This is a genomic window from Clostridium sp. CMCC3677, assembly GCF_023845585.1.
GTDB classification, from domain to species: domain Bacteria; phylum Bacillota; class Clostridia; order Clostridiales; family Clostridiaceae; genus Clostridium; species Clostridium aquiflavi.
Map to the genome: position 1 here is coordinate 188,726 of NZ_JAMQHS010000004.1, position 14,645 is coordinate 203,370.

At 27.6% G+C, this 14,645-nt stretch carries 15 protein-coding genes; 2 read left to right on the forward strand and 13 right to left on the reverse strand.

Features of this window, described 5'->3' with window-relative positions; all coding sequences use genetic code 11:
- Positions 1-102: 102 nt before the first annotated feature.
- From NG901_RS06260 to pta, 8 genes are all read right to left on the reverse strand, one after another.
- On the reverse strand, positions 103-1,125 hold the full coding sequence (locus NG901_RS06260) for an elongator complex protein 3 (protein WP_252212879.1): 1,023 nt from the start codon (positions 1,123-1,125) through the stop codon (positions 103-105).
- Positions 1,118-1,816, reverse strand: a complete 699-nt coding sequence (gene rnc, locus NG901_RS06265; protein ID WP_252212880.1) for a ribonuclease III — start codon at positions 1,814-1,816, stop codon at positions 1,118-1,120. Before rnc ends, NG901_RS06260 begins: the two co-directional genes overlap by 8 nt.
- Positions 1,817-1,934: 118 nt before the next feature.
- A complete protein-coding gene (gene acpP, locus NG901_RS06270; protein WP_252212881.1) occupies positions 1,935-2,165 on the reverse strand; it encodes an acyl carrier protein in 231 nt (76 codons plus the stop codon).
- An 88-nt stretch (positions 2,166-2,253) separates the two neighbouring features.
- Positions 2,254-3,255, reverse strand: a complete 1,002-nt coding sequence (plsX, locus tag NG901_RS06275; protein ID WP_252212882.1) for a phosphate acyltransferase PlsX — start codon at positions 3,253-3,255, stop codon at positions 2,254-2,256.
- 174 nt (positions 3,256-3,429) lie between these two features.
- Complete coding sequence (gene rpmF / locus NG901_RS06280; RefSeq protein ID WP_003372794.1) at positions 3,430-3,612, reverse strand: 50S ribosomal protein L32; 183 nt, start codon at positions 3,610-3,612, stop codon at positions 3,430-3,432.
- A gap of 2 nt (positions 3,613-3,614) precedes the next feature.
- Positions 3,615-4,121: a YceD family protein gene (locus NG901_RS06285; RefSeq protein WP_252212883.1), complete on the reverse strand. Its 507-nt coding sequence runs from the start codon at positions 4,119-4,121 to the stop codon at positions 3,615-3,617.
- Positions 4,122-4,251: 130 nt separating this feature from the next.
- On the reverse strand, positions 4,252-5,448 hold the full coding sequence (locus NG901_RS06290) for an acetate kinase (RefSeq protein ID WP_252212884.1): 1,197 nt from the start codon (positions 5,446-5,448) through the stop codon (positions 4,252-4,254).
- A gap of 25 nt (positions 5,449-5,473) precedes the next feature.
- Complete coding sequence (gene pta, locus NG901_RS06295) at positions 5,474-6,472, reverse strand: phosphate acetyltransferase (RefSeq protein WP_252212885.1); 999 nt, start codon at positions 6,470-6,472, stop codon at positions 5,474-5,476.
- Positions 6,473-6,762: 290 nt separating this feature from the next.
- Here pta and NG901_RS06300 point away from each other — a divergent pair, with 290 nt between their 5' ends.
- Entirely contained in the window at positions 6,763-7,959 is a 1,197-nt protein-coding gene (locus tag NG901_RS06300; RefSeq protein WP_252212886.1) for a nucleotidyltransferase, read from the forward strand.
- A 120-nt stretch (positions 7,960-8,079) separates the two neighbouring features.
- Positions 8,080-9,255 carry a dipicolinic acid transporter SpoVV gene (gene spoVV / locus NG901_RS06305; protein WP_252212887.1) on the forward strand — a complete coding sequence of 392 codons (1,176 nt, stop codon included), beginning with the start codon at positions 8,080-8,082 and terminating at the stop codon, positions 9,253-9,255.
- Here spoVV and NG901_RS06310 read toward each other — a convergent pair.
- The 5 genes from NG901_RS06310 to NG901_RS06330 all read right to left on the reverse strand — a co-directional run bounded on the left by NG901_RS06310 (position 9,235) and on the right by NG901_RS06330 (position 14,638).
- On the reverse strand, positions 9,235-9,777 hold the full coding sequence (locus NG901_RS06310; protein ID WP_252212888.1) for an ATPase: 543 nt from the start codon (positions 9,775-9,777) through the stop codon (positions 9,235-9,237). The genes spoVV and NG901_RS06310 overlap by 21 nt on opposite strands.
- A gap of 11 nt (positions 9,778-9,788) precedes the next feature.
- Positions 9,789-10,268, reverse strand: coding sequence for a pantetheine-phosphate adenylyltransferase (gene coaD, locus NG901_RS06315; protein ID WP_252212889.1), 480 nt, complete (start codon positions 10,266-10,268; stop codon positions 9,789-9,791).
- 2 nt (positions 10,269-10,270) lie between these two features.
- Positions 10,271-10,828, reverse strand: coding sequence for a 16S rRNA (guanine(966)-N(2))-methyltransferase RsmD (rsmD, locus tag NG901_RS06320; protein WP_252212890.1), 558 nt, complete (start codon positions 10,826-10,828; stop codon positions 10,271-10,273).
- 62 nt (positions 10,829-10,890) lie between these two features.
- On the reverse strand, positions 10,891-12,924 hold the full coding sequence (gene recG, locus NG901_RS06325; protein WP_252212891.1) for an ATP-dependent DNA helicase RecG: 2,034 nt from the start codon (positions 12,922-12,924) through the stop codon (positions 10,891-10,893).
- Positions 12,925-12,991: 67 nt separating this feature from the next.
- The gene (locus NG901_RS06330) at positions 12,992-14,638 is read right to left on the reverse strand and encodes a DAK2 domain-containing protein (protein WP_252212892.1); all 1,647 of its coding nucleotides are present in this window, start codon (positions 14,636-14,638) and stop codon (positions 12,992-12,994) included.
- Between the last annotated feature and the right edge of the window lie 7 nt (positions 14,639-14,645).

A 14,645-nucleotide genomic window follows, 5' to 3' on the forward strand; every position in this document is an offset into this window, starting at 1 on the left:
AAAGGCTTTTTTATTCTTATATATTATAAACTTTTTAAAATTAAGAAATTTCATCATTTCTCATAAAAGGCTCACAGAATAAAAAGCGAGAGTTTCCTCTCGCTAATATGCAATGTTAATATTTTCTTCTTTAGTTATTAATTTTAAATTTCCTCTTGAAACTTCAAAATCTTGCTTAACTATAATATTCTTGTTTTTTATGCTATTGAAATATTTTTTCTTATTAGCATATAGTTTACTTATATCTCTAGGATTTATTCTTAATTCAACTCTTTCTTTATCTTTCACATTAGAATTAATTAAGTTTGCTATTAAGCTGCTCTCAACTAGTTCTCTAAAAGCTGGATGGAACGGGCCACTTACTATATCTGCGCCTTCATTTATGCTTTCAGTTGGTTGTAGTCCTATTCTAATTACTTGAATATTATTTTTAGTATACAATTGATACATAGATTTACTTATATCAACTGCTTCGTCTAAAGTATATGGTATATATGAACCTAATTTATACATTTTTTCCATAGGTGTATCTTTTATTACTAATGCAGGATATATTCTACAAATATCTGGTTTCATTTTTATAGATAACTTTGTTGTTAAAATATCTTTTTCAAAAGTATCACCTGGTAACCCTGGCATTATTTGATGCCCTAAAACAAAACCATATTGTTTTATTAGAGATGATGCTTTTTCTACATCTGAAACATAATGACCTCTACCTGATTTTTTTAATATTTCATCATCTAAAGATTGTACCCCAAGTTCTATTATATCAACTTTGTATTCCTTTAAATAAGTAAGTATATAGTCATCAATTGCATCAGGTCTTGTAGAAAGTCTTATTTTATCAATTAAGCCTTTATCTTTATAACCTTTGGCTATTTCTAAAAAAGCTCTTTGCTTTTCTTCTTTTACTGCTGTAAAGGTGCCACCAAAGAATGAAACTTCTATAATAGCATCTTTATTTGTTATTGTTTCTAAATAGTCATCTATTGTTTTTATTACTATATCAGTAGTTACTATATCTTTAAGTCCTGTTATTCTGTCTTGATTACAAAATACACATTTATGTGGACATCCTTCCTGCGGTACAAATATAGGGATAATATAATAATTTTTACTCATACTTTTTTTCTAACCTCTTTAAAGCTTCTCTTGCTGCATTTTGTTCAGCTTCTTTTTTGCTATATCCTTCTCCTATCCCCATAACCTTTTCATTTATAATTACATTAGTGAAAAATTTTCTTCTATGAGGCGGACCTTCATACTTTACTAAATCATATTGAATTAAAATTTCTCCATCCTTTTGTAACAACTCTTGTAATTTAGTTTTAAAATCTAATACTATTTCATTATTTATTGCTTTATTTATTATTTCTTCAAAATGAAGTAATATAAAGTCATTTACAAAACCTATTCCCTTGTCTAAATATACTGCTGCAATTACTGCTTCAACAGCATCTGCTTGTATAGACATTCTTTCTCTTCCACCAGTAAGTTCTTCACCCTTACTCATTCTTATATATTCTCCAAGACTTAACTTCTTTGCTATTTCGTAAAGTGAATTTTCGCAAACTATTAAACTTCTAATTTTAGTTAATTCACCTTCTGATTTATCTTTAAATTTATTAAAAAGATACTCTGTAATACAAAGCTGTAATACAGAATCTCCTAAAAATTCTAATCTCTCATTATATTTAGCATCTTTGAATTGATTACCAAATGAACTATGTGTTAATGCAGTCTTAATTAATGAAGGATTATTAAAATAAACTCCTAAGCGGTTTTCTATATCATTAAATTTATATCTATTCATTTATATCCACTCCTTGAAGTTTATTCTTCAACTTGCTAAAAATAAAATTTAATAAAAACATAACAAATTCAAGAATAAACTAGTTATAAAGAAAATCCCGCTAACTTGCGGGATTATGTTATTCATCGTAATGAGCTTTTACGTAATTAACAACGTCGCCAACTGTCTTAAAGTTTTCAACATCTTCATCTGGTATTTCCATATCTAATTCATCTTCTAAGGCCATTATAAGTTCCACTATATCTAATGAATCCGCATTTAAATCTTCAATAAATGATGATTCCATAGTAATACTTCCTAAATCAATACTTAATTTATCTGCTACAATATTTTGAATTTTTTCAAACATTTATTTCACCTCCCAAACTCTACAGTTAGATAATAGTATATATTTTTTCCATAGTCAATATTAATTTAAATAACTTTATAAATAAGATTTAATTTTTATTTTCAAACTCTTTTTTTATCTCATCTAAAACATTATTTTCATAAAAAATCTTTGTTTGTCTAATTGCATTTTTAAAAGCCTTCCCATCAGAGCTACCATGTGCTTTTATACAAATACCGTTTACTCCTAAAAAAGGTGCTCCACCGTATTCCTTGTAGTCAAATTTCTTCATAATTTTCTTTAAGAAAGGTTTTAGCAATACTACACCTATTTTACTTTTTAAATCAGCTTTTAATACTTCATCTTTTATCATACCTAAAATATTAGTAGCTGATCCTTCGTACATTTTTAAAGCTGTATTTCCTGCAAAACCATCACTTACTATAATATTAGTATCTCCAGTTGGAATATATCTTGGTTCTATATTGCCTACAAAATTTATAGAATTTTCTTCTTTTAATAACTTATAAGTTGCTTTTGTAAGATCATTTCCTTTTTCTTCTTCTGATCCAATATTTAATAATCCTACACTTGGATTATCAACATTAAATACATTTTTATAATATATACTTCCCATTTTACCAAATTGAACTAAGTATTCAGGTTTACTATCTACATTAGCACCTGCATCAACAATCATAAAGTTTCCTCTTCTGCCAGGCATTATAGGACCTAATGATGGACGTTCTACGCCTTTAATCCTTCCTACAATCAATGTACACCCAGCTAAAAAGGCCCCAGTACTTCCTGCTGAAATTATACCATCACAAGTTCCATCTTTAACTAAATTTAAAGCTTTAACAATACTAGAATCCTTTTTTCTTCTCAATGCCATAACGGGATGTTCATTTGTTGATATTACTTCTTTTGCGTCTATTATTATAATTTTTTCCTTTGGGTAGTCGTATTTTGAAAGTTCTAATGATATTTTATCTTCTGGTCCTGTAATATAAAAAGTTATTTCATTATATTCTTTTAATGCTGATACTATACCTTCTAAAACTGCGCTAGGTGCATTATCTCCACCCATTCCATCAATCGCTATTTTCATAAACATAACCCCTCTTTTTCTATAAATGATAAAAAAATAGATTAATTAAAAATATTAATCCTAATAAATTTAATTAATCTTAAAGTATTTTTAATTAAATTACATTCATATATCAAAATATTTTACTTAATAATATTCTAATATAAAAATAAAAGAAAGTCTAAAGACTTTCTTTTATTTTTCTGAAGATACAACTTCTCTATTCTTGTAGAATCCACAGTTTTTACATACTCTATGAGCAAGCTTCATTTCATGACATTGAGGACACTCAACTATGCCAGGTAAGCTAGCTTTAAATGTTTGAGCTCTTCTTGAATCTCTTCTTGCGCTACAACACTTTCTTGCAGGATTTCCCATAACTACACCTCCTTATTGTCAAAAAAACCTTTTAGAACATCAAATCTAATATCTACATCTTGTTTATTACAAGAGCATGGCTGCTTATTAAGGTTTGAACCACATTCTTGACAAAGTCCTTTGCAATCATTCTTGCAAAGTCTTTGAATTGGTAAACTTGATATTATATTGCATTCAGCTATTTGACTGATGTCTAAAATGTCATCAAGCACAATAACAACCTCTTCTTCTTGAAGATCATTATTATTGGCAAACCTCTCTTCTATATCAATATCTATTGGATAGATAAAGGTATCTAAACATCTTGCACAATTCATTTCTAAAGTAACTTTTACTTTAGCTTTCATTATTACAATATCTTTATCAGATGTTATTACTCCTGATACTTCGCACTTACTTACCGGAGTGATTACATCTCCTTCAAATTCAAATTTAGGTATTTCAAATTTGTAGTCAATTTTTTTACTTCTTTCTTTTCTTGAAATAAGATCTGAAACTCGTACTTTCATAATCAGTAGAACTCATTTATTTACAATAAGTCCTTTCTCACTCCTTAAACATATTATATTTGTTAAGCAAACACAATTTATTATATAAAGTGTGTCGATAAAAGTCAAGAAATTTATTATTAAATTGCTTTTACACTAATGCTAAAGTTTCTTTTGCTATCATCAATTCCTCATTAGTAGGAATAACATAAATTTTTACTTTAGAACTTTCCTTTGAAATTAAAATACCTTCACCTATATCATGGCTGTTATTCTTTTCTTCGTCAAGTTCTATTCCTATAAATTCAAGACCCTTTAACGCTCTTATTCTAACTTCTGGAGCATGTTCTCCTATCCCTGCTGTAAATACTATTGTATCAATTCCACCCATTATAGCTGCATATGCGCCTATTTGTTTCTTTATTTGATAGCCAAAAATATCTGTTGCAAGAATTGCTCTTTTGTTATTATCTCCTATAGCACTTCTTATATCTCTAAAATCAGTTCCTACTCCTGAAACTCCTAATATACCTGATTTTTTATTTAATATATCATTTACTTCATCAGCTGAGTAACCTTTTTCTTTAATTAAATACGTAACTATTGCTGGATCTATATCTCCACATCTTGAACCCATTATTGTACCTGCAAGTGGAGTAAATCCCATTGTAGTATCAATTGATTTTCCACCATCTACTGCTGTAATACTAACTCCATTTCCTAAATGACAAGTTACTGTTTTTAATTCACTTGAATCTTTTTTCATAAATTCTGCAACTTTATTAGCTACATACTTGTGAGATGTTCCATGGAAACCATATTTTCTTATATGATCTTCAGTATAATATTCATATGGTAATGGATACATATATGCTTTTTCTGGCATAGTTTGATGGAATGCAGTATCAAATACACATACCATAGGAGTATTTGGCATAAGTTCTTCACAAGCCTTTATTCCTATTATATTTGGTGGATTATGAAGTGGTGCTAATTTAATACATTCTTCAATGTTTTTCATAACTTCATCATTTACCAATACTGATTTTGAATACTTTTCTCCACCATGAACTACTCTATGCCCAACTGCACTTATTTCATCCATTGATTTTATAACACCATGATTTTCATCAATTAAACTCTTTAATACTAATTCAATTGCATCTTGGTGATCTTTTAAAGGTTGTTCTACTATATACTTTTCTCTACCTTTAACTTTTTGAGTTAAGATTGACCCATTAATTCCAATTCTTTCTACAAGTCCTTCTGCTAAAGCGTCTTCTGTTGTCATATCAATTAGTTGATATTTTAAAGATGAACTTCCACAATTAATTACTAATACTTTCATTTTTTTCCTCTCCTCTTTCAGCTAATTAAACTTCTTGTGCTTGAACTGCTGTTAACGCTACAACATTAACTATATCATCAGCACTACACCCTCTTGATAAATCATTTATTGGTTTTGCAAATCCTTGACAAACAGGTCCAATTGCATCTGCATTGGCAAATCTTTGTACTAATTTATATCCTATGTTTCCTGCTTGTAAATCTGGGAAAACTAACACATTTGCTTTTCCTGCAACTTTGCTATTTGGAGCTTTTTGAGCAGCTACTTTTTCAATTATAGCAGCATCTAATTGTAATTCTCCATCTATCATTAGATCTGGTCTTAAGGCATTGGCTTTAGCAGTAGCATTTCTTACTTTATCTACAAGTTCATTATCAGCACTTCCCATTGTTGAAAATGATAGCATAGCTACTCTTGGTTCCATTTTACAAAGCTTCTTTGCTGTTTCTGCTGTTGCAATAGCTATAGCTGCTAATTCATCTTCATTTGGATTAGGATTAACTGCACAGTCTGCAAATATTAAAGTTCCATCAGTACCAAATTCTTTGCCTGGTACATTCATAATAAAGAAACTCGATACTATTGACACTCCTGGCATTGTCTTTATAATTTGTAATCCTGGTCTTAATAAATCTCCTGTAGTATGAATTGCTCCTGAAACCATTCCATCTGCATCATCTAATTTTACCATCATAGTTGCAAAATAAAGAGGGTCTCTTACTATCTTTTCTGCCTTGACCATAGTCATTCCTTTATTTTTTCTAAGTTCATAGAAATTTTTTGTATAATTTTCTAGTTTGTCCGAATCATTAGGATCTATTATTTCTACATTTTCTAGGTTTATATTTATTTCATCTGCTTTTTTTAACACTTCTTCTCTATTCCCAATTAAAATTGGATGTGCTAATCCATTATCTACTATTTTTCTGGCAGCAGTTATATTTCTTTCTTCATTTCCTTCTGGTAATACTATTTTCTTTTTATCAGATTTGGCTCTAAGCCACATTTTTTCCATAAGTTGCATAAGTGATTCTCCCTTCAATTGACTTCCTATATTTTATAATATACTCCTATACATATGATCTTTTCAACCAATTTTATCAATAAAATAGAAGTCTTTAGATTTGCAATAATCTGAATAATCTGATAACACTTTTTTATCTTTTACTCATATTTTTATATTAATATTATTAATTTGTATTTTTTAGTGTATTTTTTTTGCAATATTGATAATTGTTTAACAAACAATTCTTATGGATTCAATTGTGTTATAATAACATAACAAATTCATTTATAAGGAGTGTTTTTATTATTATGGTGACAGGAATAATTGCTGAATATAATCCATTTCACAAAGGACATCAATATCATTTAAGTCAAGCTAAAATAAATGCTAATGCCGATAGTATAGTTTGTGTTATGAGCGGAAATTTTATGCAACGTGGTATCCCAGCTATGGTAGACAAATGGACTCGTACTGAAATAGCTCTTAAAAATGGAGTTGATTTAGTAATAGAATTGCCTTTAGTATATTCTTTATCTTCTGCAGAACATTTTGCTTTTGGATCAGTTTCTTTGCTTAATTCTTTAAACATTGTAGATAATTTATATTTTGGAAGTGAAGAAGGTAGCACAAAAATTCTCGAAGATATAACAGATGTATTAGTAAAAGAGCCTGAAAATTACAAAATTGTGTTAAAAAATTATTTAAATTTAGGTCTTCCATTTCACCTAAGTAGAGCTAATGCATTAAGCGATTTTTTTAAATCAAATCATATTTTGGACTGTATTTCAAATTCAAATAATATTTTAGGTATAGAATATATTAAAGCTTTAAATTTACTAAATAGTAAAATAATACCTTTAACTTTAAAAAGAGAAGGTTCAAAATATAATGATGACTCCCTAAATACTACTTTTTCTTCAGCAACATCTATAAGAAATCATTTGAAAAATAAAAATTTAGAACATTTAAAAGACTTTTTACCCCAAGAAAGTTACAATATATTGAATAAATTATCCTTCGAAAATTATCCTTTTATATTCGAAGAAGATATATTTAAATATGTTAAATATAAACTTATAACTGACGGTAGTTTACTAAAAAATCTTCCTGATATATCAGAAGGATTAGATAATAAGATATTAAAAGAAGTGTTAAAATCAAATTCTTTAGATGAATTAATACTAAACTCTAAAAGTAAAAGATATACCTATACTAGATTAAATAGAATCTTAACTCAGTTTTTTATAGGTCTTGAAAAATATAATTTGTTAAAATTATCCAAAGAACCTTGTCCTTATTGTAGGATTCTAGGTTTCAATTCAAAAGGAAAAGAACTTTTAAAGAATATAAAAAAGAATAGTACTGTTAATTTAATAACTAAAATTCCAAAAAATAATATTAATGAATGTTTAGAAATAGATCTTCTTGGAACAAAAGCTTATTCTATTTTAAATCCTAAAATAAATCCTATGCAAGATTATTTAACTAGCCCAATCATATTATAAATACATTTAACATAATCATAAGAATATAAATAAATATAATATACAACTTTATTTCTATTCTAAGATTTACAAAGAGTATATTTTTACGCTCTTATAAATCTTTAAAATTGGAGTGATTTAATGAGTTATACTATTGTTTTCTTATGGTTATTAATAATATTACTAACTATCATTTTAATAAAATCATTAAATATAAAAAGTAATATTTTATTTTGTATAATATGTTCTATATTTATAGTATTATTTATATTAAATATAAAGCAGTGTACAATTGCAGCTATTGACGGATGTAAATTATGGTACAGCGCTGTTTTACCTGTAACATTTCCTTTTTTGGTTATTTGTAATTTATTAATATCTTATGATGGAATCTCACTGTATTCTAAGATATTAGGTCCATTAATTTGTAAGCCTCTAGGCTTATCTAAAAACTGCTCATTTCCTATAGTAGCTAGTTTTTTATGTGGATATCCTTTAGGAGCAAAATACTCCATTGATTTATGGTCTCTAGGAAGTATAGATGATAAAGAATGTCAAAGGCTTTTAAATATAGCTTCAAATGTAGGGCCTTTATTTTTAATTGGCTCTGTAGGAACAGCACTTTTAAATAATACTACATTAGGCTATATACTACTTATAGCTAATTATCTTTCTGTTATATTTATTGGTATAATTACAAAAAAAAATAGAACCTTAAGAAAACCGATTTCTAAAAGTTCTATAAATGAAAAAAAATTAAATTTTGGTCAAGCAATAAAAAATGCCGTTGGAAATGGTGTAAACACAATATTATCAATTTGTGGATTCATCGTTATATTTTCCGTAATAATATCTCTTATAAAAAATAGTGCTTATATAAATAATATATTTGATTTTTTAGAAAATTTATTTCATATACAAAGTGGTACCTTGTTCTCTATATTCTTAGGAAGTATAGAAATGACAAATGGTTGTAATTTAATTTCAAACTTAAATATTTCACTTTCATTAAAATTAGGAATTATAAGTTTTTTGTGTTCTTTTTCTGGCTTATCCGTAATAGCACAAATAAGTTCATTTATGAATGACTTTAACATTTCCTATTTTAAATATATATCTTTAAAGTTAGTTCAAGGAATATTCAGTTTTGTAATAACATATTCATTAGTAAAAATTATACCTACAAGCATTGTTACATCTAATTTCCCAACAGCTTGTACTATAAATTCCTTTATGTATTTATTACCAATGTTTTTACTTTTAATTTTAACAATAATACTTAAAATAATATATAAATTATTTTTTCATTCCTCTTAACTCTTTTATATTTTCTCTTATGGTTAGGCAGGCAGTACTTAAATTATCATCTATATCTTTAGCTACTATTTCAAAACTATTTTGAAGACCCTTAATTAAAGCTTCTTTTTTAGCTTCTAGCTCTCTATCAAGTTGTGATAAAATTTCATCTGAATAATCCCTAGAACCTAATCTTATAGCTTTAGCATCTCTTTGTGCTGAAGCTATAATTTCTTGTGCTCTTAACTTAGCTTCTTTCACTATATCATGACTCTCAACATTTTGTCTCATAATCATCATAGTTTCTTTTTTCACTGTATCGTATTCTTTTTTAGCTTCTCCAAGTATTCTTTCTCTTTCATTCATAACCCATTGAGCTTTTTTAAATTGATCGGGTAAATAATTTATAATTTGATCTACCACTTCAAGAACTTCTTTTTTATCAACTACAACCTTACCACTTATAGGAACTTTAGGTGAATTATCTACCAAATCTTGCAGATACTCTAACAATTCCATTATATTCACATCCATCTTTTCCATAATACCACTCCTTAAATTTTACTCCTTCTAATAACATCAGATATAATTTCTTTTGGTACAAGTCCTTCAATGCATCCTCCAAACTTAGCAACTTGCTTTACTGAAGATGAACTTAAGTATGAATATTGTGCAGAAGTCATCATAAATACTGTCTCAATATTAGGATCTAATTTATTATTCATAAGTGCCATTTTAAATTCATATTCAAAGTCTGATACCGCTCTAAGTCCTTTTAAAATAACATTAGCATTATTTGCTTTCAAAAAGTCTATTAATAACCCATTAAAACTCAGAACTTCAACATTTTTTATATGCTTTGTAACCTTTTTTATAAGCTCAACTCTTTCTTCAATTTCAAAAAGCCCTTTTTTATCAACATTAACCAAAACGCCTATGATTAGTTTATCAAAAACCTTTGATCCTCTTTCAATTATGTCCAAATGACCATTTGTTATAGGATCAAAGCTTCCTGGGTAAACAGCTACCTTCATAGTTAGTCCTCCTTATACGCATAAAAACACACTGTAGTGTTACCATATTTTCTACTTCTTGTTAAAATTATATCTTCATATCCATCATAAATCTCTTCTATAGTATCAATTTTAGTTACAATTATTCCATTTTCATTTAAAACATTATTTTCTTTTATAATTTTAATAGCTTCTGGAATCATTTCTTTACAATATGGTGGATCTATAAAAATCAAGTCAAAAACTTTTCCTTGATTTGATAACTTTCTTAATGCTTCATATGAATCCATGTTCAAGGCAAAACAAAAATCATCAAATTTTAAATTTTTTATATTTTCTTTTAATAACGGAAAGGTTTCAGAACTTTTATCTATCAAATAAACTTCTTTAGCACCTCTACTAGCTGCTTCTAGTCCAAGGCTTCCTGTTCCAGCAAAAACATCTATAACATTAGAATCTGGTATATATCCTTGTATCATGCTAAACATAGCCTCTTTAACTCTATCTAACGTTGGCCTTGTTTCCATACTTGCAGGAGGTATTAATTTACGTCCTCTTGCTTTTCCTGATATTATTCTCAAAATTCTTCCTCCTTAATGGCATATATTAAGTATATTAACATATTTGTATATAATAATTCAAATTAATTAAAACAAATGTATTTACTATTGTTTTCTAAACTTTTTTTCATTTCACTTATAAGCTTAATATTTTCTTTATAATTGTTATGCAGTATATCAATTGCTTCATGTTTAGCAGCCTTTAATATACTAATGTCATCATATAGATCTGCTAAAATAAACCCTGCATCTCCACTTTGTTTTCTACCAAACATCTCACCTGATCCTCTTAGTTTCAAATCCTCTTCCGAAATAAAAAATCCATCATTTGATTCTGTCATAATCATCATTCTTTTTTTAGTTACATTGCTCTTTGCTTTAGCAATCAAAATGCAATATGATGCATACTCTCCTCTTCCAACACGCCCTCTTAATTGATGTAGTTGTGCTAATCCAAACCTCTCAGCATTTTCTATAATCATAACTGATGCATTAGGTACATTAACCCCTACCTCTATAACTGTTGTAGATATTAATACTTTAAATTCATTATTTTTAAATCTACTTATTATATCTTGTTTTTCAATTGCCTTCATTTTACCATGAAGTATTTCAACTCCTATATTTTTAAATATACCATTTTTCAACTTAGCATATAAAGTTTCTACAGAATTTAATTCTTCTTTTTCATCTTCATCAATAAGTGGACAGACTATATATACTTGCCTTCCCTTATTTATTTCTTCCAAAGCCAATTCATATCCAATACCTCTATTATTTTCTTGATAAAATCTAGTATCTATTCTCTTTCTTCCTGGAGGTAATTCATCAATTATTGAAACATCTAAATCTGAATATAAATAAAGAGCCAAAGTTCTAGGTATAGGTGTTGCTGTCATCACTAGACAATCTGCTTTCTTACCTTTATTAATAAGCTTACTTCTTTGTTCAACGCCAAATCTATGCTGCTCATCAGTTATTATAAGTCCTAATTTATTAAAAATAACATCATCTTGAAATAATGTATGAGTACCTATAAGCAACATTGGATTTTCCTGTTTTATTTTTTCTTTTATTCTTCTTTTTTCTTTTAGCGAAGTACTTCCAGTTAATATCTCAATATCTATATCAAAATTTTTGAATAATTTTTTAGATTCTTCATAATGCTGATTAGCAAGTATTTCTGTTGGTGCCATAAAAGCACATTGATATCCATTCTTTATTACATTAAATATAGAAATTAATGCAACTATAGTCTTTCCACTCCCAACATCCCCTTGAACTAATCTATTCATAGGTTTTTGAGATTTTTGATCTCTTAAAATTTCTCTAACAACTTTTGTTTGAGCATTTGTTAAAAAATACGGTATGCTATCTTTTAATGTCTTAAGTTCATCATCCCATTCAAAACATATTCCATCTTTATTCTTATTAAGTTTATGTTTTACTAATAATAATTTTAATGAATAAGTAAACAATTCTTGAAATTTTAATCTAACAATAGCTTTTTCTAATAAATCTTTATTCTCTGGAAAATGAATTGACCTTATTGCATCATTTAAAGATATAAGATTATATTTATTTAACATATCTAAAGGAAGATTTTCTTTTATACTTATTGAAGAAATAACAAGATTAATTAACTTTTCTATAATCTTATTACTTATATCTCCTTTTAGAGGATATTTAGGTAAAATGCTATTATCTAATGCTTCTTCACATACAACTGTAGGATTAGTTACTTCAAGGGTCTTACCTATTCTTTTAAATTTGCCCATTAAATTATATGTTTTGTTAATATAAAAGGTATTTTTTATATATTTTTGATTAAACCATTTTCCATAAGCTTTACATCCTTTATAGTCAAATTCTATTGTTGTTAATATTCTTCCAGTTTTGGTTTTTATATCACTTTTTATTCTTATAACTTTACATCTTAAAATTTGTTTTTCTTCACCACTTATTTCTTCCAATAATATATTAGAGTTAACAAATTCATAATCTCTTGGAAAGTATAATAAAAGATCTAAAATATTAAATATACCACATTTATTTAATTTCTCTGTTAATTTAGGACCTACACCCTTCAATGAAGAAATATCACTATATATATCCATTAAATTTTTCCTCCAAAAAAAGCACCAATTAAGGTGCTTTTCAATTATATAATATTAGTAAATTTTATTATTCTACTGACATTAAGAAGTAGTACAAAGGTTGATTTCCTTTATATGCTTGAATATCTAAATCTTCAAATTCAGTCTCTAATTCTTCTACAAATTCATTAACTTTGTCTTCTTCGATTTCTTCTCCATAATAAATAGTTATTAGTTCGCTATCATCGTCTAACATATCTTTAAGAACTTGTTTAGCAACGGAAATTTTATCTTCCCCTACTTCTTTAATTTTTCCTTCTACTAATCCTAATATATTACCTTGTTTTATTTCTTTTCCATCAATTTCAGTATCTCTAACAGCATAAGTTATTGATCCTGTCTTTACTGAATTTATAACATCATTTAACTCTTCAACATTTTCTTCTGCTTCACATTCAGGATTAAACATAGTTATACAAGCTATTCCTTGTGGAATAGTTGTTGTAGGAATTACAATTATATGCTTATCTGATATTTCTGCTGCTTGATTGGCAGCCATAATTATATTTTTATTATTTGGCATAACAAAAATATGATCTGCATTTAATTTATCTATACAATCTAATATGTCTTGAGTAGATGGGTTCATTGTTTGACCACCTTCAATAACATAATCAACACCTGAATCTTTAAATATTTTTACGATTCCATCCCCCATAGCAACTGTTATAAATGCATATTTTTTATGATCTGCTTCATCAGTTGATACCTCATCCATTGGTATATTTTCATTTGATTGTAATTCTGTTAATAACTCTCTATGTTCTTCTCTCATATTATCAATTTTAATTTTTGATAATTCTCCTATTTTTACGGCATGAGATAGGACTAAACCTGGATCATTTGTATGAATATGAACTTTAATGACATCTTCATATCCAACAACAATCATAGAATCGCCAAGTGGTTCTATTGTATTTTGAAATTCCTTTGCTTTTTTTGCATCACCAAGAATAATAAATTCAGTACAGTATCCAAATTTAATATCAATATCTTCAGTAGATTGTGCTCCTACCTTAGCTTCTGGTGAGCTTATCTTTATTTCTTGAATTTTAGCTTGTATTCCTTCTTTTAATGCTTCAAGCATACCTTGAAGTATAATATAAAGTCCCATACCACCTGAATCAACTACTTTTGCTTTCTTTAACGCTGGTAATAGCTCAGGAGTTTTATCAAGCATTATTTTAGAAGCTTTATTAACTTCCTCTAATAATGTTATTACATCTTTTGTTTCACACTCTACTGCGCATTCTGACGCTGCTCTTATTACAGAAAGTATTGTACCCTCTGTCGGTCTCATAACAGCCTTATAAGCTGCATTAGAACCCTCAAAGAACGCTACTGAAAGTTCAGTTCCGTCAACTTCTTCTTTTCCTTCTAAGCCTTTAGAAAATCCTCTAAGTATTTGTGATAAAATTACTCCAGAATTTCCTCTGGCCCCCATTAAAGCACCTTTTGCTAATTTTTTAGATATTTCTCCTATTGAATTAGAATTTATATTTTCTATTTCTTTAACTGCAGCCTTAAATGTCATTGACATATTAGTTCCAGTGTCACCATCTGGAACAGGAAATACATTCAAAGAATTTACAAATTCACTTTGTTCCAATAATCTATTACTAGCATTTACAACCATGTTATAAAAATCATGGCCATTTATTTTTTTAAATTCCATCTAATTT

Excerpts from the sequence above, each read along its gene's own strand:
- acpP (WP_252212881.1), bottom strand. The coding sequence starts at position 2,165 with ATGTTTGAAAAAATTCAAAATATTGTAGCAGATAAATTAAGTATTGAT.
- coaD (WP_252212889.1), bottom strand. The coding sequence starts at position 10,268 with ATGAAGGTAGCTGTTTACCCAGGAAGCTTTGATCCTATAACAAATGGT.
- rpmF (WP_003372794.1), bottom strand. The coding sequence starts at position 3,612 with ATGGGAAATCCTGCAAGAAAGTGTTGTAGCGCAAGAAGAGATTCAAGA.
- NG901_RS06310 (WP_252212888.1), bottom strand. The coding sequence starts at position 9,777 with ATGGAAAAGATGGATGTGAATATAATGGAATTGTTAGAGTATCTGCAA.
- NG901_RS06290 (WP_252212884.1), bottom strand. The coding sequence starts at position 5,448 with ATGAAAGTATTAGTAATTAATTGTGGAAGTTCATCTTTAAAATATCAA.
- NG901_RS06330 (WP_252212892.1), bottom strand. The coding sequence starts at position 14,638 with ATGGAATTTAAAAAAATAAATGGCCATGATTTTTATAACATGGTTGTA.
- NG901_RS06260 (WP_252212879.1), bottom strand. The coding sequence starts at position 1,125 with ATGAGTAAAAATTATTATATTATCCCTATATTTGTACCGCAGGAAGGA.
- plsX (WP_252212882.1), bottom strand. The coding sequence starts at position 3,255 with ATGAAAATAGCGATTGATGGAATGGGTGGAGATAATGCACCTAGCGCA.
- recG (WP_252212891.1), bottom strand. The coding sequence starts at position 12,924 with ATGGATATATATAGTGATATTTCTTCATTGAAGGGTGTAGGTCCTAAA.
- NG901_RS06300 (WP_252212886.1), top strand. The coding sequence starts at position 6,763 with ATGGTGACAGGAATAATTGCTGAATATAATCCATTTCACAAAGGACAT.
- rnc (WP_252212880.1), bottom strand. The coding sequence starts at position 1,816 with ATGAATAGATATAAATTTAATGATATAGAAAACCGCTTAGGAGTTTAT.
- NG901_RS06285 (WP_252212883.1), bottom strand. The coding sequence starts at position 4,121 with ATGAAAGTACGAGTTTCAGATCTTATTTCAAGAAAAGAAAGAAGTAAA.
- spoVV (WP_252212887.1), top strand. The coding sequence starts at position 8,080 with ATGAGTTATACTATTGTTTTCTTATGGTTATTAATAATATTACTAACT.
- pta (WP_252212885.1), bottom strand. The coding sequence starts at position 6,472 with ATGCAACTTATGGAAAAAATGTGGCTTAGAGCCAAATCTGATAAAAAG.